The organism is Sphaerospermopsis sp. LEGE 08334 (assembly GCF_015207205.1).
GTDB lineage: Bacteria > Cyanobacteriota > Cyanobacteriia > Cyanobacteriales > Nostocaceae > Sphaerospermopsis.
This window is the reverse complement of record NZ_JADEXH010000037.1, coordinates 28,136-54,311: the sequence shown is the minus strand read 5'-3', so window position 1 is coordinate 54,311 and position 26,176 is coordinate 28,136. Positions and strand designations below refer to the sequence as shown.

Annotated in this window: 16 protein-coding genes; 4 read left to right on the top strand and 12 right to left on the bottom strand. The window is 35.1% G+C overall.

The genetic code is table 11. The features are described from left to right. Positions 1 to 130: 130 nt before the first annotated feature. The 5 genes from IQ237_RS19390 to IQ237_RS19370 form a co-directional block, all read right to left on the bottom strand. Entirely contained in the window at positions 131 to 862 is a 732-nt protein-coding gene (locus IQ237_RS19390) for a hypothetical protein (protein WP_194058118.1), read from the bottom strand. After that, a complete protein-coding gene (locus tag IQ237_RS19385) occupies positions 855 to 3,335 on the bottom strand; it encodes a CHASE2 domain-containing protein (protein WP_228020487.1) in 2,481 nt (826 codons plus the stop codon). The genes IQ237_RS19390 and IQ237_RS19385 overlap by 8 nt, the downstream gene beginning before the upstream one ends. Before the next feature lie 277 nt (positions 3,336 to 3,612). Then, complete coding sequence (locus IQ237_RS19380; RefSeq protein ID WP_194058116.1) at positions 3,613 to 6,975, bottom strand: CHAT domain-containing tetratricopeptide repeat protein; 3,363 nt, start codon at positions 6,973 to 6,975, stop codon at positions 3,613 to 3,615. 339 nt (positions 6,976 to 7,314) lie between these two features. Beyond that, positions 7,315 to 8,685 carry a DUF1822 family protein gene (locus tag IQ237_RS19375; protein ID WP_228020486.1) on the bottom strand — a complete coding sequence of 457 codons (1,371 nt, stop codon included), beginning with the start codon at positions 8,683 to 8,685 and terminating at the stop codon, positions 7,315 to 7,317. A gap of 9 nt (positions 8,686 to 8,694) precedes the next feature. Continuing rightward, a complete protein-coding gene (locus IQ237_RS19370; RefSeq protein ID WP_194058115.1) occupies positions 8,695 to 10,128 on the bottom strand; it encodes a hypothetical protein in 1,434 nt (477 codons plus the stop codon). 557 nt (positions 10,129 to 10,685) lie between these two features. Here IQ237_RS19370 and IQ237_RS19365 point away from each other — a divergent pair. Then, the gene (locus tag IQ237_RS19365; RefSeq protein WP_194058113.1) at positions 10,686 to 10,997 is read left to right on the top strand and encodes a hypothetical protein; all 312 of its coding nucleotides are present in this window, start codon (positions 10,686 to 10,688) and stop codon (positions 10,995 to 10,997) included. Between the two features lie 532 nt (positions 10,998 to 11,529). On the opposite strand, the gene IQ237_RS19360 is transcribed toward IQ237_RS19365, so the two are convergent. From IQ237_RS19360 to IQ237_RS19345, 4 genes are all read right to left on the bottom strand, one after another. Then, positions 11,530 to 12,273, bottom strand: a complete 744-nt coding sequence (locus tag IQ237_RS19360; protein WP_194058111.1) for a peptidylprolyl isomerase — start codon at positions 12,271 to 12,273, stop codon at positions 11,530 to 11,532. Positions 12,274 to 12,409: 136 nt separating this feature from the next. Then, positions 12,410 to 13,930 (bottom strand): HlyD family efflux transporter periplasmic adaptor subunit, encoded by a 1,521-nt coding sequence (locus tag IQ237_RS19355; RefSeq protein WP_194058109.1) that lies wholly within the window; start codon positions 13,928 to 13,930, stop codon positions 12,410 to 12,412. Between the two features lie 55 nt (positions 13,931 to 13,985). After that, positions 13,986 to 16,700 carry a peptidase domain-containing ABC transporter gene (locus tag IQ237_RS19350; protein ID WP_194058107.1) on the bottom strand — a complete coding sequence of 905 codons (2,715 nt, stop codon included), beginning with the start codon at positions 16,698 to 16,700 and terminating at the stop codon, positions 13,986 to 13,988. Between the two features lie 25 nt (positions 16,701 to 16,725). Then, positions 16,726 to 17,346, bottom strand: coding sequence for a helix-turn-helix domain-containing protein (locus IQ237_RS19345; protein ID WP_194058105.1), 621 nt, complete (start codon positions 17,344 to 17,346; stop codon positions 16,726 to 16,728). Positions 17,347 to 17,581: 235 nt separating this feature from the next. Between IQ237_RS19345 and IQ237_RS19340 the strand changes: the two genes are divergently transcribed. Then, on the top strand, positions 17,582 to 17,755 hold the full coding sequence (locus IQ237_RS19340) for a hypothetical protein (RefSeq protein WP_194058103.1): 174 nt from the start codon (positions 17,582 to 17,584) through the stop codon (positions 17,753 to 17,755). A 524-nt stretch (positions 17,756 to 18,279) separates the two neighbouring features. On the opposite strand, the gene msrA is transcribed toward IQ237_RS19340, so the two are convergent. Next, a complete protein-coding gene (msrA, locus tag IQ237_RS19335; RefSeq protein WP_194058101.1) occupies positions 18,280 to 18,945 on the bottom strand; it encodes a peptide-methionine (S)-S-oxide reductase MsrA in 666 nt (221 codons plus the stop codon). A 183-nt stretch (positions 18,946 to 19,128) separates the two neighbouring features. Next, positions 19,129 to 21,297 carry a recombinase family protein gene (locus IQ237_RS19330; protein WP_194058099.1) on the bottom strand — a complete coding sequence of 723 codons (2,169 nt, stop codon included), beginning with the start codon at positions 21,295 to 21,297 and terminating at the stop codon, positions 19,129 to 19,131. 76 nt (positions 21,298 to 21,373) lie between these two features. Here IQ237_RS19330 and IQ237_RS19325 point away from each other — a divergent pair, with 76 nt between their 5' ends. Beyond that, entirely contained in the window at positions 21,374 to 22,699 is a 1,326-nt protein-coding gene (locus tag IQ237_RS19325) for a proton extrusion protein PcxA (protein ID WP_194058098.1), read from the top strand. 139 nt (positions 22,700 to 22,838) lie between these two features. Next, the gene (locus tag IQ237_RS19320) at positions 22,839 to 24,095 is read left to right on the top strand and encodes a murein transglycosylase A (protein ID WP_194058096.1); all 1,257 of its coding nucleotides are present in this window, start codon (positions 22,839 to 22,841) and stop codon (positions 24,093 to 24,095) included. Between the two features lie 132 nt (positions 24,096 to 24,227). Here the strand turns inward: IQ237_RS19320 and modB are convergent, their stop codons facing one another. Further along, positions 24,228 to 26,036 (bottom strand): molybdate ABC transporter permease subunit, encoded by a 1,809-nt coding sequence (gene modB, locus IQ237_RS19315; protein WP_194058094.1) that lies wholly within the window; start codon positions 26,034 to 26,036, stop codon positions 24,228 to 24,230. Positions 26,037 to 26,176 lie beyond the last annotated feature (140 nt).

Genomic DNA, 26,176 nt, shown 5'->3' with positions numbered 1-26,176 from the left:
TAAATGTTGGGTTTCCTATCGTCAACCCAACCTACATATTAGACCTCTCCGAAAAAGATGTAGGGACAATTCATGAATTGTCCCTACCAAGGGTTTCAGGTTACGCATAATTAATTTTCGGAGATGTCTATTATGTTTTTGACCTTAACCGAAAACTATTGGTATCTTTACTCTCTGCTTTTGAATCTTTACATAACTGCTTAGGAATTTCTTTGAGCATCCTATCTAACTCAGGAGAGGGTTTTTGTACTGAGTAAGCTTGCTGTAACACATCTGACCATAAACCCAACTTAGCAAAGTAGTCAGCTTTAGCAACAGCGATCGCCTCAGAATGACTTTTTTTTGCTTGTAAGCGACTTTTTAGCTTCTTTAACTCTGCGGTAATACTATCACGTTGTTCACTCTCCATAATTTGAAATTTCACAAATACTGCTGGATTTTCTTTACCCAAAAATATATCTAACTTGTAGGTTTGGCCTGGTTGCAATGGTTCACCTGTGTAAGTAAATTGTTGAGTGTTTTCTACATTCTCACTGAAAATAACAGTATTATTATTTAGATCAGTGACTTTTATTGTTTTTACTTTACCTTGCCACGCAAATAAAGGGCGATCGCTCCAAATAATTCTAGTTTCAGAAGGAGTATCTGGGGAAATTATGCAGATAGAGTCTATAGGACGAGAACCACCTTTACGCGGTTTTACGGGTGGTTTTTTAGAGAATAGAATTTGGGATATATTACCCCAAAAAGAAGTAGGTTTCTGGGGATTTTTCCTAGCCAAAACCGCTTGATTTGGTAAAATAGCTAAAGTGCTAAAAACCAGAGATGATAAAATTACCCTAGATAAAAAAGACTTATTCATCATTTTTTTTCTCCGAAATCGCAGATAGAATGTAAAACCACAATGTTATGGAAGGTAACAGACAAGGTAATAAAATTGCAGTTGCAGAAATGTAGACTTGTAAACTTATTAAACCATAAATCCCTGTAATTATAGTGACTAGGATTAAAGATTGCAGTTGAGGAGATTTGTTCCTGGAGACTAAATATAGGACTAAATATAAATTTAAACCTTTACCTATGAATATAGCTATTCCCACCATCCAGAAATCAGGAATGGGAATAACTAATCTGTTAGTGAGTAAATGATGTACCATATAGGCATGATATTCACCACCTGTTAATATTTGGCTTATTTTGCTTTGATTAATGGGATTTTCTTGATCACGCCAATATTTAATAGCAGGAAAGTTTGATATTGAAATATTATCCTCACCTGGATAAGATAATCCAGCTTCTTCATATCTTGCTGCAACAATTACTATTGTATCTTGTAAATTATGAGGAATATTTTGATCTTCCAATAATTGCCAAGCGGGAATATTTTTATATATTGCTTGAGGAGAAATAGAAAAATCAATAATTGGGTGCATCCACATTTGATGCAGTGAGTAACTTAAAGTTGTAATTGGTTGAGAATGGGATCTTTTGGATATCAAAGATGTGAGCATATTAGGCTGATTTTCTTTTTGAGAATAAAGAAAATTTCTCATCTGTAGAGAAAAATCTTGCTGACTATCTAATTTAGGTTGTAGTGCATTAGGAAATTGTTGTAATTGATGACTAATAGTTAATAAACCTGAAAAACTCCAAATTGAGGATTGAGAATTATCTTCAGGTATTAATTGCATATATCCAGGTAAAATCTCAATTTCACCTTCTAAACTCCAATTAAGATCCGCAATATTAGGGAGTACCCGTAACCATTGACCATCTTGATTTGCGGTTCCAGCAAAAACAAACCATGTCGGTTTTGCTGATTTTACAGCAGTTTTGATAGAGTTGGCAAGAATGCGATCGCTTTCTCCTTGATGTCTATCTAATAAATAATCAATACCTATAATCTTAGCTTGATTAGCTGTTAACTTATCAATCAAATTTGCTAAATACTTACGATCAATCGGTTTAGGGTTAGAAATTTTAGCTTTTCTAATAGAATCTTCATCAATTTCTATCAACAGAACTGGGGGAGTTTCTACGGTTGCAACTGTAGCAGCAACTTGTCCTGTAAGTTGACGATAAATAGCTTGTAATAATATTCGACGCTGTAATAAAAATTGTTGAACTGGTAATAGCAAACTAATAATTAATAAAATTGAAACTACAATTAATTCTCGACGATTAGGAATTAACTTTTGAATTGCTTGATTAATAAAAGCAGGTTGAAGAAGAAATAACTCTGATCCTGGATGCCGAAATAAACAAGGAATTAAATATGCACTGGGATAAGTAAAATTCTTTTCAACTTTTAAATATTGTGCTGCTGAAATCAACGATTCATGAACATCTTTATATTCAGACAAAGCTTGTAAAAAGCGGGGTAAAAATACTTCTGCTACTTGATTATGAATAGGTTCACGCATTACCGCAACTTGACTGATACCCAAATCAATTAATTTATCAGCAATACTCAATCCATTACAAGAATTGAAAATAGCACATTGTAATCCTCTATCTTTAGCAGTAATTAAAGCCGGTTCAAGTTGAGAAATTGATAAAGCTACACCAGGAGCAATACCTAATTCACCACCAGTCAAATTAGTTTCATTACTATGTCCTGCAAAAAATAAAATATCCCAGCCATTTTGGCAAGAAATAGTTTGGACGATTTCAGTTTTTAAGTAATCAATATTCTTGTTAGGTTGCCAACCGATAAATTTAACATCTGCATAATCTTTTAAAGATGCAATAGCTTGTTTTTCCGATTCAAAATTTAAACCTGTGTCATCTCCTAAAATCACTAAAATTCTAGCTTTACTTGGATATTTACCTTGAGTATTTATCACCGTTCCTCGACGATTTGTAGCAGTGCGGACAATGCGAATTTGACTAGAATCTAAAGCAAATTCTGTACCAATTTCCCATACTTCCCAAGGCAACTTGGCTAAATCTGGAGTAATGCAAGCGATAAAAATATCAAGATATGGGGTTTGATTTTGTTTACTAACTTGAGCAATTTGTTTACGAATATCAAATAATTCTGCACTGCGTAACCAGTGATGAAACACAGATAAAAATTGTGCTTCAGCTTGTACTAATCGAGCGTGCCAATCAATGGGAGGGGTAGGGAGACTACCCATATTTGCAACTTTTCCCCGCAGTGCTGTATTATAAAAACTCAGATAAATCTTTTGCCATTCTTGGTATAGTTTAGTTAGATGTTCTGGATAGGCGACATTGACACTCAAATTTTGTCCTTGCCCCCAAGATAATTGAAATAAACATAATTTTTCAACCTGTTGAATTGTGAGATAAAAAGCTGTGAAATTCATCATATTTTTCAAGAGGTACAAGTTTGAATGATAAAACTTTTGTGGTGCAGGCATCTTGCCTGCTAAATACAGAAACCCAACAAAGATTTTCTAAGAGGTTGTTTCAAAAGTTTTCGGTTGTGAAATTAGATACTGATTGATCCCCCTAAATCCCCCTTAAAAAGGGGGACTTTAATGAATTTAGCCCCCCTTAATAAGGGGGGTTGGGGGGATCTGAAAATATTGGATACACTATGAGGGACTTTTAAAACATCCTCTAACAAATGTTGGTTTTTTTAACCTACTTAGACTCACCAATTAAAGTAAAAGCCGCCCAATTTACTGGAGCAGGTCTTTTTTTCATAGTGTTGAGCATAGCATTTCTTAACGCCACAGCCTTATCAGGATTTTGTTGCCATTGTTGATAAAACTCAGTCATTAATTCTGCTGTAGGTGCATCTGGAACAGCCCACAAAGAGACAATAACACTGGACGCACCAGCAGTAATCAAAGAACGAGATAAGCCAACAACACCATCACCAGTAATTGCACCTCTACCAGTATCGCAAGCACTCAAAACCACCAATTCAGCATTAATAGATAAATCAAAAATTTCCCCAGGAGTGAGTAAACCATCATCATTTTTCGTAGGTGCTAGGGCTATGGCAGTAGGAATACTTTTATCAGTATCATCTAAAAGTCCATGTGTTGCTAAATGAATAATTCTGGCAGATGATAATTTTTGTTTGAAAGCAGTTTCTGTGGCATCTTTCCCAGTGATAGCTTTAGTTTTAAATAATTGATCTTGGAAGAATTTAGCAATTGCCAAAGTTTCCTTTTCTGCACCTTTAAGGGGGTCAAGTTGTACAGGAGGATTTCCCACTTTAGGCATAATAGGATTACCCATGACTAAGATATCTTTACCCCGGACTTTTTGCCGTTGTTGATATGTTAAATCTAAAACTTGAATTGCTGGTGCAGTTAAGATTGTGTGCTTTTCAATTAAGTATTTACCATCTTGATCTTGCAGTGCCACAAAAGGAACTAAAAACAGCGATTCATGGGGAATAAAAATGACTTTTTCTTCTGAGTTAGTAGGCAGAAGAGAAGCAATAGGATCAATTAATATTTTATGTAGGGTTTGTAAATTCTCTTTTTGAACTTCCTCACCTGTAGGTTCTACTTTAATTCCCCGTCCTCCAGCACCCAGAGAAATACGGCTATTTTTTACAAGATCAACAAGTGGTGTTTTTAATGTTGTCAGGTCTACTTGTTTAAAGCTAATTTCCCCTGTTGGTTTAACTACCCAGATATACATCTCAGATGGATTCCAAGTTTTTGGATAATTTTGCCTTCCTGATTGATGAGTAATTGTATATTCTACAATTGTCGCATTTTGCTCTCTGGCAATTTTCTGGATTTTTTCAATGGTTGGTGGTTGAACATTTAACTGATTAACCTGCTTCCCTGAAATACGTGATGTTAATAGATTTACAAATGCTCTCGCCCTACCACGTTCAGCTACTTCTAATGCTTCTTGAAACTTATTTTGAGCAATTAAACTTTTCTGTAAAATAGTGTAAGTTGTAGATTGCAATTCAAAAATAGAAATTTGGCTTTTATCTGTTAGGTCAATCCGCACAGATTCATAAATTGTAATAGCTTCATATAAAGCAACCACCGCTTTAGGTAGATTGCCTATATCGAAATTATTTCTGCCAATTGCATTTAAATTTAGTGTTTGTGATAATTTGTCGTTAGCTTTTTGGGCAGCTGCTACTGCTTTTTCATGAAAACTTATGGCTAAATCATATTGACCTTGTTTTGTATAGAATAACCCAATACTAGCAAATATATTTGCTTGAGTTGCAGGAAAATTTTCAGATAATTCAATTGCTTGTTGAAAATGTTTCGATGCCAGATCATTTTTTCCAAGTTCAGCATAAGCAATACCAACCTCTGCTAAGGCAGAGGCTTTTGCTGCAATGACTCCAAGTGATCCCCACATTTCTAAATTATCTAATGCAGATTTTAAATTCTGGTCTTTAGAATCAGAACTAGAATCAGAACTAGAATCAGAACTAGAATCAGAACTAGAATCAGAATATGCTTTTCCTAACTGGTGATTTTTTCGTACTTGATCTTGTTGCCCTAAAAAAACATAATTCGATGCTATATCACTATAGCCTCCTCTAATGAAACGTTTGATATTATCAACATAAGACATTATAGAAAAGACATTTTTTTGATCTGGTTTCAGACCCTCAATATATTTAAAAGTTAAGATCCAGATATCTACCGATTGCTGATAAAATTCAATTGATTTTTCATACTTACTAAGACTCCTATATACATAGGCGATACTATCAAAAATAGATGCTTGAGCCCAATTTTTGCTTACAATATCTAGAGGAGATTGAGTAACTACTTTCTCTACAACAACTAAAGCTTGCTGATAGTATGTTAGAGATTTTTCTAATTGTCCTATTTGTTGATAAACGTCACCCAAAGTAGACAAGGTAGCTTGAAGTTTGTTAGTATTATTCTCCTGTTGGAATATTTTTGCAGCTTGCTCCAGTGCTGCTAATGCTTTTGATGGTTCAGTCCCCTTGTAGATATTGGCAATTTCAACTAACGCTTCTCCTTGTTTAATAATTGCCCCTGTCTCCTTGGCAACTGCGACAGCTTCTTCATAATACTGAAGTTCTTTGTTGATTTGAATAAGTGCTTCTGGATCTTTATTTAGTTCGTTACCAAAGAATCTATAACCTGTGCCAAGTGCAATAAGAAGAGAGGGTTCGTATTTGCGAAGGATCTGCTTTTCTGCTGTAGAATTACTATTCTGTCTAACAATTACCAAAGCTTGTTCTAATAAATTTATTCCTGTGACTGCATTCCTCCTGAACTGGTAAATAAAACCTAGCTTGAATAGTACCCATACTTTTGTATCATGGTTTTTACTTTTTTGTGCATTTATCATACTTTCTTGATAGTATTTACCGGCGCGATCATCTTTTCCTAAAGCTATTTGATACTCTGTCTCTCTACCCAAATTGAAATTGACTCTTGCTTGCAAGTCAAAATTATTAATAGCTTTGGCAATTTTTAAAGCTTCTTCATAGTAGGAAATAGCGCGTTTAGGTTCTTTTAGAGAATACAGGCCTCCTAATGCAAGTAATGTTTTTCCTTTTAATTCACGATTTTTGATAGTTTCAGCGATTTGCAATGCCCGTTTATAGTAAGTCATTGCCTTCTTTTCATCTTTCAAATCATAGTAAGCTCTACCAATTAATCTAATTGACTCACCTGCTCCCAGGGAGTTATTAATTCGGCGATAAATCTTCAATGCCTGTTGAAAACTTTGCAAAGCAGCTTGAGATTGCTCATTAAACAGCAGTTCTTCACCTTTTTGCAGCAGTTTTTCTGCTTGAGTTTTTTGATTATTTGGTTTTTGTGCCAATACCTGGTTAATTCTTGAGTTATGGTTCAGAAAGCTGGAGTTATTCAGCCCCAACGCTTCATTTTTGCGTGGTTCTGTAATTTCTGTCTGTGCAGTCAAGGTAGTTGGTATAATTTCCTTTGTCCTTGATTCAGCAACACCGACAGGGAAAGACAGGGAAAGCACCAAAGTCACAAGAGAAAGGGATTTAAGACGGTAAAGCATGGTAGACACTCCTCTAAGCAGGGTGAAAATAGATTGCTGTATATTTATCTTGTATATTTATCTATATCTCACACTTAGGGAGCTTATGCAAAAATTTGAGAAAAAATTTGATATTTTTTCACCTCAACCAAATTTTATCGGGAGCATCCCAAATGTGTAAGTTGATTTTTTGGTTGAGTTCAAGACTTGAAGTGAACGAACCACGAAGGGACGAAGGAAACGAAGGGAAGAGAGTTTTAGAGAGATTTTACAGTGGCTAAGTTTATTTTTTTAAAATTGGAATGCTCCCATTTTATCCGTGCCATAATCATCCGTTACAAAAAACGTAACCAACTAAAATTAATATGACCGCCCAGGATAAAATGTAAATGGAGGCAAGGTCAATTCAACACCATCTACTAAACTCACACTCACCAAAAACTTCTCATCCCAACTACCCACAACACGAGTAAACAAATAAGAATCACCCTGTTGTGGATTAATACCTTGTTCTATTAAAATGCTAGTCTGATCACTCACTCGCAATTTTAAATCAGCAGGTAAAGAATTTTGTGCAGTTGTACCCAAAACTAATAATAATGTCCACGAAGGATCTGATTCAGATAATATTGGCCAAGTTACAGCATACAATCGCAGGGGAAATCCTGCCAACAACAAATCATGATAAGCACCCCGCGCTTGAGAGGGAATTTCTAAACCCCTGCTTTGGAGTTGGTTAGTAATTACTTGAAATTCCTCCACAGGACTCCGCAAAGCTGGTATAGGTGCTATATTAGGTAATAATTGCCAAGAAAGTTCCGCTGCTAATTCATCTAACTCATCCCATAACCAACGCCCTACATTTATCGCTGGTTGGGTTAACAGTTTGAATAAATCTTTTAAACTATCTTGCAGTGAATAATTATGTCCTTGCTGCTGTAAATTATCTAGCCAATTGAGTAATTCTAAATTACTAATTACTGCACTTCCTTGTTCCCAAGTTAATACTTGCCAAAATTCAACATTAGGTAATTGTAATTGTGGTAATAATGCCATTAACTCATTTTGCATTGATACTAAAGTTTGCGTTCTTTGGTTGTTGGTAACTGGTAAAGTAATGGCATTTGCTTCTAAACAACGCAAGTTTAATAATAAAGAATTTGGTTCTTGTGCAAACCAACCCACCGGCATTTGATAAGTCCAGTCTGTTTCAGGTTGTAAATTCGCTGCTGTTTGTTTTTCTATCAATTGTTGATAGGATAAAAAGCCGGAAACTATTGCTATTTCTTGTTCTTCCAAAACTTCTATTAATACATAAAAATGAGCAATGTATTCTGGTAATTCTACAACGGCTCTCGGTACAATTATTTGATTATCACCAAGACTATCATTAGTCAATAAGCAAAGCTTAAATTCACCCACTTGCAAATTAGCAACAGCAGGAATAAGATTAGCTATAGCTGGTTGAAATACCGTACATTTATCATCATTAACAGTCAGAGAATCTGCTCTTTCTGTCAACCATGCTTTAAAAGTAAATAATGCCAAAGTATTAATATAAGTTTGCCATTGTTGAGCTTGATTTTTTATTTTCAGGCTGTTTTCTACCGCTTGAGTAATTTGTTCAGGCTCAAGATTAATAGCACTTATAGGTAAAACTTCAAATTCAAGGGACATTGGCTGATGATTATTTGTGAGATTATTTGTGAGATTATTTGACAAGTTATTCATAGTTCCTCGTTAACTGATGATATCATCTAAATAGTGGCAAAGAAGCTGGTTAAAAATACTGGTTTTGGGAGTGAGAGTTTTTGCTGTTTGTGCTTGAATTTCAGCAGCTTCAATCACATGATTAATTTGTTCATTGAGAGCAATATTAATTTTTTCTTCTAAGGTTTGTAGACTATCTGAGCGAGAATAATTTTTTGCTAATTCCATAACAGAATTACATAAGATGATTAAAAGCTCTTGGCCAACATCAGCACGAAAATCTTTTAACTTTAAAAAACGAGTAACAGCATCTTGAGCGCGTAATCCCACTTTTGCAGCAATTTCTGTCATTGATAAATTTTGACAGTGAAATAACTGAAGTGCAAACAAAAACTTTTTAGCTTTATCACCCTTTTTTCGTTGTAATTGTTCTACTCTTCTTTGAGTAACTATAGCTAAAGCTTGTTGTAAACTAGCCATAAATTGTGAGCGATATAATTGCAAAAATTCTGTTTGTTCATCTTCATCATTTACTGCTTGTGTAGTATTATGAAAACCTGCAATTCCCCCGCCATAGACATCAGGATCAACAACATCTAAAGATTCTGCTGGTAAAGAACCACCCCGCGCATAAATTCGATACTGTCGTAATTGTTCAGCGAGTTTTTGTAATTGTGCCATTACAGTTTCACTGCTGAGAGTTTGATTTGTTTTACTTTGTAAAAGAGTAGCAATAGCTTGTAATTGGTCAATTGTCGGTATAGTACATTTTCCTCCTCTTCTCTTGGGAGGTTGTTCTAAATTATCTTCTTTTTTCTTCCTAAGTTGTTCTAAACGAGCAGTTCTATAAATAGCATGATAACTTTCTAAAAGTTGTTGAGCTTGGAGAATTTCACCAGCAGTAAAAGAGTAAAATTCCGTAAAGATTCGTTGTAACTGTTTAGGTTTTGTATCATTGAGAATTGCCCAATCACTAACTAAATAAACTCCACATTCTAACAGGAATTGATTAAGTCTATGATTTTGTTTCACTCGTGTATTTGTCCAGGTTGTCAAATTGCTTTTTTCTGGATCAAAACTCTGCAAAATTTGACGAGAAAAAGACTGATAATTACTAACAGGTTCTAGTTTACCATCATCATCGAGAACACAAAGCAATAAGTCAGTACATTTAAAACCATGAACAGTCCCAAATTTAGCTTCTAATTGTAAGCAAACTTGCTCAATTTGCCAGGATATAAAACAGAGTAGACAACGTTCTGCTAACAAACATCTATCAACAGGTGCATTTTGGGATAATTGCAGTAGTTTTTTGTTAATTTCTGCATCTGGGAGATCATCATTAACTGTAGCAGTGGGAAACATCTCCAGAAAAAACGCCTTAGCTGGAGTAATTTCCTGAATCTGTCGCCGTCCCGCTGCATCAATTTTTACCAACTGCCAATATCGTGATCTCACACCCATAAATATTTGTATTTAACTATCTACAACAGTATCACCTGCCATTGATTCATAACTCTCGACTCCCTCACCTTATGCAGTTTTGACGGGAAAACTCCCACAAAGCACAGGTGACAGGGAATAGGGTGCTTATGACAAAAAAATCCTATCTACAGATATACAGAGGAAAGGGGGAAAAGTCTTTTTTGTCCAAAGAAATTGGACAATTTATCTTTAAGTGTTGTCTAAAATTACCTGAAACTGTTTTGGGATAAGGATTTGTAGTCATTTTAGTTATGTTGTTTAACTAAATTGCATTAACAAAAAAGCTCATAAATGTAGTAATTTTGAGCGATAAATTAGCAATTAGTGTCTGAATATTCAACTCAATAGATTAATTTCCGCAGTTGTAGATATTTTGATCAAGTAAATTGAGGTCAAAAATTGCATTATTTATGTACGTTTTTCAATTTAAAAACTATTGCCTTCACGAAATAAATGAGAGATTATAGTCATGGAAAGAGGCAAGAAAAAGCTGATTTCCCAAAAACAAACAAAATTAATTTGGAGTAGATTTCAAAATGGCTAACATCAAAATTAACAACTTGCAAGCAGCTAATCTTAATTCCTCTACCTCTGAACTTTTTAATGAATTAACTGAGGCGGAAATTTTAGATATTCATGGTGGTTGGTGGTTTGCTCCTGTAATTGGTTATACTGCTGTTGGGGCAGGGTATGGTGCTTACCATAGTTATCGTACAACAGGAAGTATTAATTGGCGTGATGTGGGTGCTTTTGCAACTGGTGGCTTTTATGCTTCTCCTATAGGAAGAGTATTGGGACCGACACGCACTTTGGCATTAGGATTCTTGGGTACAACTGCCTGGTATTAGATAAGCCGTTGGATATTTAATTTGCATATACCTAAAATTAAAACTCTTGTGCGATGGATATCCTACCTATCCTGGTTATGCAAATTAAAAATTTGTTAGCTTATTAATAAGTAGTAAGACAAAATTAATTACACAAAAACATACTGTGTAAAAATTTCAGTCCTATTACTTGTAATAAGAAAAGTGGTCGGCAGTTGTGCTAACCACTTTTTTTCAACACTTCTAATATAAATACTATGGCTATTCCGTACATAGTATGCTAAATTTAGTTTATAAAAACTATTAAATTTTAACCATATAAGCTGTTACACAGCTAAATTGTATAATCCTAATATTCTGAACTTTTGTGAAACAGGCAAGATGCCTGTTCCACTTATACAAATTAAATGCACAACAGCTTAACAAATATAGCAATCCTGAATGAAACCTGAGAATTAAAACAGCCGCAAATGCTTATAAAATAAGGATTTTTATCTATGTATTTTCTCCAGGTAAAGGGTAAGGAATGCTATATATTTTCTACATTAATTATTTATTGAATAACCAATTCAAAATCAATCTGTTCAATCTTTTGCTTTAACCACTGAGAAAATAAATCCATACCAATTTGATAAGCTAGTTCATCATCTAATTCTGCTTTAACAATCTCATCAACCAAAATTAAATGTACTCCCAAAGATGTCACAATGGGTTTTAAAACTTCTGGTGGTTTAGCAGCAAAAACCGCAGCAGAAATTTCTGGTTTTAAATCTTGACGGTGCATAATTCCCCTATATCCTCTTTTGCGTTTTAATTCTACATTTTGAATATGTAAACGCGCCACATCATAAAAATTAGTTTCCCCTTCCTGAATAGCATAGAAAAGTTCATCAGCCAAATCTTCATCATCTAAAATTACCTCATAAATGACAGCCCCAACATAATCTAACTTTCGTTCAAAAAAATAAGATTCAATCTTCTCCGCAAACAAATGAATAGCCAATTTTGTAGATAGTAAATTGTTGTAGATAATTGCTTCAAAATCATCAATAGACAAACCATTTTTATTCAACCATGCCCAGGTATCCTCAGCATTTATGAGTTTATTCATTAATCGCATTTCATCCGCTGCTGCTTGAAGTTCTTCTGTTTCAATTTTAATTCCCGCTTCAGTCGCAGCATCAGTAATAACTTTGCGGGTAATTATTTGTTTAACTATTTCAGGGATTTTACAATCAAGTTTGATTTGATGGAGAATATCGTTATTAGTAATAGTCAAAGATTGATATTGTAACATGATGTTTGTTTTTGATTAATGGTGGTTAATTAGTTTTTGTAGGTTGGGTTTTCTGAAGTCAACCAAACCTACATAATTCTATTTTTTCGGCTGAAGCGAAAAGTATTAGTCTATAAATTATTGAATTTTCATCTGACTACAATTGCAAACCGCCTTTTTGTAACTGTTTAAATGGGTCAATTAGAAAATCAATAATTCGCCGTTGACGCACAATTACTTCAGCCGTTGCCGTATCCCCTGGACGAAAAGGAATACATTTATTTCCACTCTTAATACAATTCTGTTGCAGAGAAATTTCTAAGTTATAAGCTGATACTTTGCCATTAGCTGTATCCACTTCTGTAGCAGTAGGAGAAATAGCTATTACCTCTCCTTCTACTATTCCATGTTCTTGAAAAGGATAAGCATCAAATTTCAACTTAACTGGTAATCCTTTTCGCAAAGAACCACTTTCATTAGTCATCATTTGCGCCCGAATTATCAAAGGCGAACCCAGAGGAGCAATTTCCGCTATCATTGTTCCTGGTTGTACTACAGCACCAGCTTTTTGAATAGGTAACTGAAACACAGTACCACTCACATTTGCCTTTAATTCTCGTTGTCCTAATTGAATTTTTAATGATTCAATTTGTCTTTTAGTTTGCTCAATTTCCGCGTTTAAAGTGGTAATTTCTGTTTCCAGATTTTTTTGTTGTTCTTCAATCTTGAGTAAAGCTAACTTACCCGTCTGAATTAAAGTTTGATAACTCCGTTTTTGTTCATTTAATCGTAATTGTGCTTGGGTAATATCTGCCTTTCCTTGTTTGATAATTCGTTGATAATTACTTTGTTGTTCAGCTAAACGTAACTGAGATTGTTGAATATCTGACTGGCTTTGTTTATATAACTTTTGTTTCTCTTGGACTATATCTTGCTTTTCTATGACATTGATTTCTGGAACTACTCCTTGCTGCCAAAGCTGACGATAACGTTCTTTTTCTCTTAAAGCACTGGTTAAACTACTTTGTGCTAAATTACTAGCAGTTTTACTATATTCAAGATTTTGTTTAGCTTGATTTACTTGAGTAATTTTTTCCTCTTTTTGTAGTTGATAAACATTAGTAGTCGCCATTAAATTTTGCTGTGCTTGGTCTATTTGAGCTTGCTTTTCTAAGGTTTGAGATTGATTTTGTTGTTGTTGGGTTGTTAAGGCAACAACTAACTGTTGTTTGGATAAATTTAACTGGAATCCTCGATTTAACAATCCTTTTAATTTATCTTCCCCTTGTTGTAATTCCTTGTTTAATAAATCTGTATCTAAACTTAGTATTTTTTGTCCATTTTTCACCACATCACCTTCTTTAATATTAATGTCTTTAACAGTCCCAGATACAGGACTATCTAGTTTTACAGTTTTACCTTTTGGCTCAATTCGCCCTCTAGCAGCGCCAGTTTCATCAACTTTATATAACATAGACCAAGGTAAGATAATGGCAACAAAAATTACTAGAAAATACAGTAATCCTCTAGTCCAAACTTGAGGTAAGCCATCAAGTAATTCTTTAGTAAAAAAAGACCAATCATCTGTTGCTATAGCTGCATTTTCAGATACTAATTCTTGCTGATATTCATAATTTTGAAGTTGCGTAGTTTGTCTTACCTTCAATTGATTAGTCATGATTTATTTTCCTCAGTGTAAATTGTTAGATAGGGCTTAAAATTGCTTACACAGTTCAGCAGATAATATTTAATTGCTGTTGATTGAGATAGAAATAATGCCCCCGCTTCGACATTAATTCTGCATGAGTTCCACTTTCAACTAACACACCTTTATCCAACACCAAAATTAAATCAGCGTTCTGCACAGTAGACAACCGATGGGCAATTACTAAAGAAGTTCTTGATTTGAGAATTGCATTCAAATTTTTTTGGATAATTTGTTCAGATTCAGTATCTAAATGAGAAGTTGCTTCATCTAAAATCAATAATGGGGGATTGCCTAAAAATGCCCTAGCAATGGCAATTCTTTGTCTTTGTCCACCAGACAATAATCCTCCATTTTCACCAATTATGGTTTCATAACCCAGTGCTAAGTCTTTGATAAATTCATCAGCACCAGCCAATCTTGCTGCTTCTCTAATTTCTCCTAAACTGGCTTCAGGATGTGCCAAGCTAATATTTTCACGAATTGTTCCACCAAATAAAAATGTATCTTGGTCAACTACTCCTATTTGCTGACGTAAAGAACGTAAAGAAATAGTAGTAATATCATATCCATCAATAAAAATTGCTCCTTCTGTGGGTAAATGTAGCCCTAAAAGTAATTTAGAAAGTGTAGTTTTACCACAACCACTGCGTCCTACTAAAGCTACCATTTGACCCGGTTGAATTGTGAAATTGAGATTTTCTAAAATATTCACAGAATCATGTTTATGGTAGCGAAATGTAACATTTTCAAAGCGAATTTCACCTTGAAGTTTGGGTAAGTATTGCTTAAATTGTTGCTGTAAATCTTCTTCTGGTTCTGCATCTAAAACATCATTAATCCGTTCTAAGGCAATGATTACCTCCTGTAATTTATTCCACAAAACTGATAATCTCTGAAAGGGGCTAATCACATTTCCTAGTAACATATTAAATGCTACTAATTGTCCAATAGTTAACTGGTTATTAATTACTAAATGCGCCCCATACCACAATAAACCAGTAGAAATAACTGCTTCTATTGTGTTACTAAAAATTTGCAATCCATTACCAATAACTTGACCAGAGAAACTTTTTTTAACCTCCTTTTGTAATAATTCTTCCCAATGCCATCTTACAGACTGTTCTACGGCGATAGATTTTACTGTTTGTACACCGGTAATCACTTCAATTAAATAGCTACTTTCATTGGTATTAGCATTAAATATCTCTCTGGAAATTTTCTGGAGAAAAGGGGTAGCAATTAAGGCTAATAGGAAAAATGGCGGTACAATAAGTAAGGCAAGTAAAGCCATTTGCCAACTATACCAAAACATCAATCCTAAGTAGATAAAAACAGTGATTAAATCTAGCAGGATTGACAATGATTCACCAGTTAAAAAGTCTTTAATTTTGCTATTTTCTTGTAATCGAGAAATAATATCTCCTACATAACGGGTCTCAAAAAAATTAATTGGTAGCTGCAATGTATGGCGAATAAAGCCAACAACTAAAGCCACATCTATTTTGTTGGCAGTGTGACCTAAAAGATATTCTCTTAATCCTGTTATCCCTACACGAAAAAGGCTAAAAATCATCAATCCCAAACCGATTGTTGTTAATGTCAGTGCAGAGCGTTGTACTACTACACGGTCTAATATTAATTGAGTAAATAGGGGTGTGATAAGTCCAAAGATTTGGATCAAGAGTGAGGCAATGAATATTTCTAATAGTACCAAACGATGAGGTTTAATTAGTTCAAAAAATTGCCAGAATGGAGTAGTGCTTTCTTGGGTATTTTTGAATGATACTGTGGGTTCTAATAGTAGTGTATATCCAGTCCAATTCTCTTGAAATTCTTTGTAGTTGAGAGTTTTTTGACCAATAGCTGGATCTCCTACAATTATCTGTTTATTGGTAATTTCATAAACAACTATATAATGTTGACCTTGCCAATGAATAATTGCGGGTAATTTTTGTTTTGCTAAATACTCGATTTTGGTTTTTATGGGACGGGTATTAAATCCAATACTTTCCGCAGCAGCTATTAAACCATGTAAAGATGCACCACTACGATCAACATTGGCAATATCCCGCAAGCGGTTAATACTGATAGTTTTTCCCCAGTATCGGGATATCATCACTAAACACGCTGCACCACAGTCTGCTTCACTTTGTTGGGCAAAGAAAGGATAGCGTTGAGTTACTCTTTGTAAGAGGTGTTTGACTTTCTGAGTAGGATGAGGAAAGTAAGCTTGGTTAGGCTTTTTTTGTTTGTGGTTTTCTTCTGTTGTAGGTTTTTTTATCGGCTGATCGGATACATTAGATGTTGTATTTTCTTGTGGGTTAGTGTTAAATAACAAAGAATTTAGATTTTGAGCTTCTGTTTTTAAATGAGTGTTAATTTGCGGATATTTAGCTATCAATGAAACAAGTAATTCACTGGGAATAAAACACAGTTGTACATCTTGACTGGCTTTGGCTTGGTAAGGTATGAAGTTTTCTTGTTGAAACAATGTGAAATGCCCATAGGCTTCTCCTATTGTGACTGTTTTAATTAATTTTCCCGCTTGATCCGTCAGCCGGATTTTACTGTTAAGGACAATATAAATACCCGGTTCAATAACGGATATTTTTCCTAATTTCGGTTCTAGGTATTTTAATTTGTGTTGATATTTTGGAAATTCATTTTCCGAAATATTAGACCCAAGAATATTGTTGAATAATGAATGAGTTACCGTTGTCGCAGATGTGTTTTGTACCATAATATTATGAAGTTATTAAAGAAATTTATTTTTGATTGCTTGCTAATGGGAGAAAGTTAACAGCTAATTTTTTTCTTTCATTAGCTATAATTTCAGATGACAGATCCCTAATGTAAATTTGCCGTTCTTCTGTTGGTTGGGTTATTTTTTTCATGGTTATAGTCGATTTTGGTCTGGTGGATAATCCCATTTGTTTGAGCAATCGCTTGATGTGACAATCACTGACTTTAATTTCTAATTCTTTGGCTAAATGCTTGCTTAACCAACCTGCTGTCCACTTTTCAAAACTGTAACCAAACTCACGGGGACTATGATTAATTAGTTGTTGTAACCGCTCTAAATATTCCTCATTGACGATTTTAGGACGACCAATAGGCGATGAATTCCATTGGTGTGCCATCCCACTACGAGCTATATGTATCCAATGTCTTGCTGTTGCTGGACAACATCCTAATTCTTTGCGAATTTGTGTTTGAGTTTTCCCTTCATCTGCCAACAACATAATTTGGATACGCTGGCGGGATAATTCAGGTAAATCCTTTTCCAGATTTTTTTGTAGTAGTTGACGCTGGAATGGTGTCAAAAATTTTCCCTGGCAAATATTTGGTGATTTAATTTCATCTACTTTTGGCAAATTAGTAACCATTGGTAACTGAATTGGGATAGATTGTTAACCTGAAATCACTCACGGTAATATATACCTCTCGCCGGAGAGACTATATGTAAAAATTGAGTTTCTGTTATCAATACCTTCGCCAAAATCAAAAATATCTTGATTTGTAGGTTGGGTTGAGGCTCATAAAAAAGACAGTAGGTGCTTTCTTTATAGCGTCTTGAGTCTGAAAAACCTTGCACTTTTCTGGGCGGACAGAAATGAAAAAATGTCTTTAATTCTCCTCCTGACTCCTATTTTTAAACAACATCAGAGAGGTTGGGCGATCGCCGGAATGATAATTGGCGCACCTGTGAGTATTACAATTTGGGTATTGGCATTTATTAGTCTGTTCAATCAAATATTTGATCTAGCAAATAAAATCAACAATTTGAAAAAATAAACTTTGATGTCGTTCATCTCGGTCCCAGTCTCAGACTGGGAATGCGATCGCAGAGTCTCTGACTCTGGTATCATTAAAGGCAGAGCCTTTAAAAATTCATTCCCATACAGAGTATGGGAACGAGAGGGAGCAGGGAGCAGGGGAAGCAGGAGAAGCAGGAGAAGAAAAATTAGTTCTTGATTCTTTCATTCTTCTTTCTGCTATATAAAACCTAGACAAAGCTAGACTTTACTTTCTACTTCAACGGGAGCATGGGAGCGGTTATCCCTCAGTAGACTTGCACGCTGTAGCCCAACGCGACTTTCTCAGGTTAAGATTTGGAAACAGACTATCACTATCAATGCTTGGTTTTCGCGTCGGTAATAGTCTGATTCAATACTTGATATCTGAGGATTATATATCAAGTTGGCATTTTTCTGAGCTAACTTATGTCCATTTTTGTCAACATAAGTATATTATTGTCTATAAAATGGTCAACTTAGGACAAGCTCTTGCCTTCTTACTGTCACCTGTCACCTAAGCTTCTAACTCACTGAAGTTTCAAACACACCCACAGGACAAGCAACATTAGTACCACCTAAACCGCAATAACCACCGGGATTTTTAGCTAAATACTGTTGATGGTAATCTTCAGCATAATAAAACTCAGGTGCATCTAAAATTTCTGTGGTAATTTTGCCATACCCTGCTTTTACTAACGCTTGTTCATAAGCATCCCGTGAAGCTTCCGCTAGTTGTTTTTGTTCTGGGGAATAAACATAAATACCAGAACGGTATTGAGTACCGACATCATTACCTTGACGCATCCCTTGGGTGGGATCATGACTTTCCCAAAAGACTTTTAACAGTTGGGAATAAGTAATAACTTTAGGATCAAATACCACAAACACCACTTCATTGTGACCGGTCATACCAGTGCAAACTTCCCTATAGGTGGGGTTGGGTGTGTAACCAGCAGCATAACCTACCCCAGTGCTGTAAACTCCGTTTTGTTGCCAAAACTTGCGTTCTGCACCCCAAAAACACCCTAAACCAAACATGGCAGTTTCCATACCTTCAGGAAACGGAGGTTTGAGGGGGTTGTTGTTGACAAAGTGTGTTGCAGGTACGGGCATTTTTGCTGTGCGTCCTGGCAGTGCTTGTTCAGGTGTGGGCATTGCCACTTTTTTTCCAAATCCGAATAATCCCATTGTTTTTGATGTATTGTATGTATGATGGCTTTACCTTTATATTGTAAAGATTTTGGTGATTGGTGGAAATATAGATAATAATTATGATTAAACCTCTAAAACCCATTTGATGTGAGGTTAAACAAAATCATCAAATCAATTCATTCATCTAATTTCATCTGCATTTATCTGCGTCCATCTGCGTTAATTTTCTATTACATCACAAGCATGAACTAAAGGTAATAATGGACCCATTTGTTCTTGTCCATTAACAGCTAAATCACTGTGACATAAATAAACTGTTTGGGAAACACGCGCTAGTAAATCTGCAATAATGCGACGTAATCTTTGCGTTTCTGCTGCTTGTTCATCTGCTGCTGTCCAAGGTTTTCCTAACCTATCTTGTAGAAATAAAGTAGCACCAAATAAAGTTGCTGCACCACCTTTAGCCCAAAGAGGTGAACCCGCATCTAACCAAAAATGCCATTTGTGATCTCTATGACTAGCACGATATTGGAAAATGGTAGCTAATGTAATGGCTTTTTTGGCTTTTCCGATGGGACGAATGGGGTAGGGATTAGCAGTAATTGTACCACATCGCAACAGTTGAATAAATTCGGCAATGGTATTATTTTGTATTGTTGAATTGGTAATTGTTTGTTTTAATCTGGTGTCTATTTCCCAATAATGTTGAGCAGTTTCTAATAATTCTCGTAATGCTGCTAATGTGGGAAATGGAGGATGATGATCTTTACACAAAAATTTTTGCATTGCTTGATATAAAAGATTAACTGGTGTGTAAATTACATTTTCTTGAACTTCTGTTTTCTGTTTTTCAATCCATCCCAATATTTCATTATAAGCGGTGGTTGCAGTATAGCCGATTCTATCCCAACGTTCAAAGGTTTTAATATTTAATAAATGGGGATTTTCTGGATGGGGTACAAAACAATGATCTGCTATTAAACCAGCACGCACTGGATCAATTTTTGGTTGTGGAAATTCTTTTTTTTCTCCATCTTCTCCATCATTGGTGTGACTGTGACTTAAAACAACTAACATTTCTGCCACTTCATCCCGCTCTACTAATCTTCCTAAATTGGGATAAACTAAACTAATTAAGGTGAGTAATGCTCTGACAGCGGGTGAACTAATTAAAGGACGTTGTTCATTGAGAGCTTCTACCTGAATATTTTGCTTGGTTAATATTTCTATGAGACTATAACGAGCGATCGCATCTAACCCAGGAGCGATAATTGCTATTTCTTCCGGTTCTATTTTTCCCGTTTTAATTCCATTAATTATCACATCTGTTATTTGTCGCAAAAGTTGAGCGCGAGAAGCAGTTTGAATACATTTTACAGACTTTGGTAAACTTAAAATTGTCATCGGTTCAGTGACTAATTCTATCATCGGTTGAACCAAGGTTTCAGCTAAATTAGCTTCAGGAAAACTCACCAACTTTTCTACCTGACAACGCTTTGCTAACCTGTTTAAATATTCAGGATCAGCACCCAAACCCCAACGCACTCCCCCATCAAGATTATAACTAAATGCTCCCACCGCACCCGCATTTAATAAAAACTCAAATAAGTGATAAGCTATGGCTGGATAATCATCTACATCATCAGCTATGATCATCTGATAACGTTTTTTTAAATGTTGCTGATAATCGCTATTAGTTAATAAATGTTGGTGATAAAGTTCGGTAATTAAACCATAAGTTAATAATCCCCTTTCTAAACACCAATTCCGCCAATCTAACAGCAAAGATGTGAAAAATTCTGGTTCTAGATTATTAGTATTTTCTGGTAAACCTGTCTGCAAAATCCCCGCAATATCTTCACAATCTGTACCACTATAAGCTGCTAATTGCCATAAGTCTAATATCCGCCTCACTAAGCGATATTCATTCACTCCTGCACGTCTCAAAGTTTCTGCATCTAACTGATAATTCCAAAGCTTTGTTGCTAATTCTTGCTCTGTTTCTGGGCGCAATCTTACCGGAAATTGTGCTTTTATTTGTAAAGATTCCACCAATAACGGCCAAAATAAAATCACTTCATCTTGAATAAAACCCAAGGTTGTTTTCGCCCGAATTGGGTATTTTCCTGAAGTTAAAGTGACAATTTTATCAGTTAATAATCTGCGATTATCATCATTAGATGCTAAAACTAAAGCACCAGGTTCTGTTTGCAAAAGATTTGCGGTTTTAATTGCACTTTTAGCTTGTTTCCGATTTTGATTTTTCGGATAAAATGACTCTATATCTTGATTGTCATTTTGTTGCACCCAATCACAAAACTGTTGGGCTAAACGAGTAGTTTTTCCGCTGCGGCTAGTACCAACAATCCAAAAAGAATTTGAAACCACTAATCTACTCCTGATGATAACTTCTGCGTTAACTTAAATTTAGGAATCACCAAACAGTTTTAAATGAGCATTGAGGATGAAAAACCCTGTGTTTAGTGAAAAAATATACTCTTTTTTCCTGGCTGCTTACAGATGGTATTTACTGACACCAGAACGCTCTTTAGAGGAAGCTTATAAATCAGCTTTAAAAATTAAAGAAATAGAAGATAACCATTTTAATGGTAATAAAATTAGCCGTGATGATGCTATGTACAGTAGTAGTGTCATGGATTATTTTCAAGCAGATTTACAAAAATTATTAAAAAATGTACGGATGCGGCTGACAGAGTTTAAAGCCAGTCGTTGGTTTTCCAATGAATCTAAGCAAAAAGCAGCAGCCAAAGCAGGTATAGAATATTCCAATGCGGCTTTAGTTTTAAAAAAGCTAGAATTCATTGATCAAGTCATTGGTAAATATACAAATGACGCTGTAAATGATGTTCTAGAAAACAATTCTGTAAATTTAGTAAATTCATCTACAATTGTAGCAGAAAATAAATTAAGTAATCAACCAATTACACCAAAAACTGTAATTAAAAACAACAATAATAAACCCAAAAGAAAAGCTGATTCTACAGGAGTTTTACCGCGTTCAATTTTAACAACTATTACTCGTCTGCAAGCGGAATTAGACCCTAGTTCTGAACAAGAAGTAGTGCAGAATTTTCGGCAGACGCAAAAAATCACAATTATCTCTGTGAGATTTATTTTACTATTAATTATAGTGCCACTTCTCACCCATCAAATAGCCAAAGCTGTAGTAGTAGGTCCTGTAGTTGATCGTTTTAGAGGTTCAGAAACAGAACAGATTTTTCTCAATGAAGAAATGGAAGAAGAAGCACTAATAGAACTGCAAAGATTTGAAGAAAGAATCAAGTTTGAAAATTTGATTAGTAATGCACCACCGCTATCATCGGAAGTGCTAGAAATTAAAATGCAAGAAAAAGCACAGGAGGTAGCAAAGGAATTTCGGCGTGAAAGTGCTAATGCGATTAAAAATGTGTTTGCAGATGTTTTTTCTATAGTTGCTTTTATCTGGTTGTTGCTGATCAGCCAATCTTCTATTTCAGTTCTCAAAGATTTCTTTGATCATGTAGTATATGGCTTGAGTGATAGCGCCAAAGCATTTATTATTATCTTGTTTACTGATGTCTTTGTCGGCTTCCACTCTCCCCACGGTTGGGAAGTAATTCTGGAAGGTTTATCACGACACTGGGGTTTACCAGCAAATAGGGATTTTATTTTCTTATTTATTGCTACATTTCCCGTGATTTTAGATACAATTTTCAAATATTGGATTTTCCGTTATTTGAATCGCATTTCTCCTTCTGCTGTTGCTACTTACCATAATATGAATGAGTAAATAAATTCATAATTCATAATTCATAATTCATAATTGGTGATTAGTAATGCCATAATTATTCCCTATTACCTCTTAACTGTCACCTGTTCCCTGTTCCCTGTTCCCTGTTTCCTGTTCCCTGTTCCCTGTTCCCTTAAAAATGAAAAAGATATTTAACACAACTTTTAGCTTACCTTTTTTCTTCACGATTTTTTTCCTGGAAATGCCAGCGATTAAAAATCAAGACACAATTCCTCCCGAATGTCAAGTAACTAAGTGGGATTTACCAACAGCTTTAAAAACTGAAAATAGCAAAAATGTACCTGTACTTGTACAAAGATTACCGGTTGGTTGTTGTGAAAAAGATGCTTCTTGTTTAGATGCAAGGATTTATGGTAGTGAACAAGAAGAAATAGGGGATAAAAAAGCATTAATAAAATCTATTGATCAGAGTTTAAAATATTTAAGAACTCGGCGGGCTGCGGCTGCTTATCAAAGATATAAAATTTCTGGAATTACCAGAGATCGGGTTTATCGTAGTTTGCAAAGATTCAGACAATTAGTATTATCAACTAATTCGCCTCAAGAATTACAAACAGCTATTGAAAAAGAGTTTGTTTATTATCAATCTATAGGCAGAGATAGTCAAGGTACTGTATTATTTACTGCCTATTATGAACCATTATATTTAGCTAGTCGCAAACCAACCAAAGAATTTAAATATCCTGTTTACCGCTTACCACCTGATTTAAAATCTTGGACTAGACCTCATCCCACTCGATTAGAATTAGAAGGTGCAGATGGTTTACAAGGTTCTCAAAGTAAATTAAAAGGTTTAGAATTATTTTGGTTTAAAGACAGATTTGAACCTTATATTATTCAAATTCAAGGTTCTGCTAGATTAAAATTAACAGATGGAACAGTCACCAGTATAGGATATGCTGGAAATACAGCCCATAATTATAAAAGTTTGGGGCGGACATTAGTAGAGGCTGGAAAATTACCTGAAAATGGCGTAACCATGCCCACAATTTTTGAGTATTTCCAAAAAAATCCCCAAGATTTAAATGTTTATCTTCCCCGCAATAATAGCTTTGTCTTTTTTAGAGAAACCTATGGGAGATCCGCACATGGTTCTGTTGGTGTACCGCTGACTCCAGAACGTTCTATAGCTACCGATAAATCTTTAATGCCTCCTGGTGCTTTAGCTTTAATTCGCGCACCTTTTCCTTTTGTTAATAATAACGGTGAATTGGAAAATCGGACAGTTAGCCGTTTTGTATTAGATCAAGATACAGGTGGTGCAATTAAAGGTGCAGGTAGGGTGGATTATTATTTAGGAACGGGAGATATAGCTGGCGATCGCGCTGGTGTAACAGTCAGTAATGGACAATTATTTTATTTGTTGTTGAAATAGGGAATAGGTGACAGGTGACAGGTGACAGGTGACAGTAAATAGAAATGGGAAGATGTGAGAAATATTTACTTCTACCAAAGATACCCCAAAGATCCCCGACTTCTCCAAGAAGTCGAGGATCTGAAAATTAACCTACTCCATCAACATTAACCTTACAGGATCTAAATGTACATACCAAGGAAAAGGTAGGTCTTTAATTGTCACCCATTTTTCTTTATAAACTTCCGCTTGCAAGTGATAATCATGAGAATTATTGGCAGGAGAATGTAACTTTAAAAATAAAGTCATGCGGTGAGGTGTTTCGCTAGTTCTCGCCAACCAACAAGGAAAAGTATTTTCCAGATTTGCATCATTTTTAAACACAATTTGATGGGCGCGAATACCAATATGAGATAAATTTTCAGGAATAGATTCTACAACTTCTAAAGTACAACCCCAATCAACAGCTTCTACTTTTTGGGATGACAAAACAACAGCGCGAGAAAAATTTTTACATCCTGTAATTTTTGCCACATTCATAGTAGCAGGATGTTGGAAAATTTCATATTTAGAACCATGATGTGCTTCTTTTCCGTCTTCTAAAACTAACAAATTAGGACACAATCTATAGGCTTCTTCCATATTATGAGTAACAAATAAAGTCACACCAGAATAATCAGCTAAAGTCTCTGTCATTTGTTGTTCTAACTGACTGCGTAAATGTGTATCCAGGGCAGAAAAGGGTTCATCTAAAAGTAAAGCTTCTGGTTGACTTGCTAACGCTCTCGCTAAAGCTACCCGTTGTTGTTGTCCTCCTGAAAGTTGGTGAGGATAACGATTACCTAAACCCTCTAAGTGCATGGCTATTAATTGCTTTTCTACCTCTAATTTAATATTCCCATTTGATAATTCTTTAGGTAAACCAAAAGCGATATTTTGTGCTACCGTGAGATGAGGAAATAAGGCATAATTTTGAAATAAAAACCCTATTTTTCGCTCACGTACAGGAACATTAATTCCTTTTTCTGAGTCAAATAAAACTCTATTATTTAATACTATTCTTCCTTTGGTTGGTGTTTCTATACCTGCCAAACAACGGAGAATCATACTTTTACCCGCGCCAGAACTTCCCAATAATCCTAAAGGTTGATGATCAGTAGTAAAGGCAATTTTCAGATGAAAGCTTGATAGTTTTTTTTCAATATCTATAAATAAGCCAGATGTAGAAGAATTGGTAGGTGAAGAAAAAGATTGATTTTCTGGTTTTATTGGTTGAAGTTCTGGTTGATTTTTGCGTCTAAATTTATGCTTGCTTTCTTGCCAAAAATTAGTTAAAATAATTCCTGTTAAAGAAATTGATACAATAATAATTGCCCAAAACCAAGCTTCATTCATATCCCCAGCTTCCACAGCAAAATATATCGCCATTGGTATATTCTGCGTTTGTCCAGGAATGTTACCAGCTAACATCAAAGTTGCACCAAACTCACCCAAAGCACGAGCAAAAGCTAAAGTTGCACCTGCTAAAATACCAGGAAATGCTAAAGGTAAACTCACCCGCCAAAATATAGTAAATTCCTTAGCGCCTAAAGTTCTCGCTACTCTTAATAAATTAGCATCAATTTGTGCAAAAGCTCCCAAAGCAGTTTTATACATTAAAGGAAAAGAAACCACCATTGCAGCGATCGCCGCACCATACCAAGTAAATACAATAGTCACATTAAAAGGTTCTAGTAATTTACCAACTGGACCATTTTTACCAAAAAATAGCAACAGCAAAAAACCCACAACTGTAGGCGGTAAAATTAGCGGTGCAACAAATATCCCCTCAATAATAGATTTTCCTTTACCCCGATATCCCAGCATCCAGTAAGCAGCACCAACACCTAAAAAGAAGGTGATAAAAGTCGCTAAAAATGAGGTTTTCAGCGATATCCAGAGGGGTGATAAGTCCTGTGGCATAATTTTTACAAATTCCAACTTAGTTGGTAGTATACCAGGAAATAGGGGAAATAGTTAAATATTTTTTACATTTGTCTGATAGCATAGCGTGGCGTAAGCCATATCAGGATTTCCAGGATTAAAGGATTTACAGGATGAGG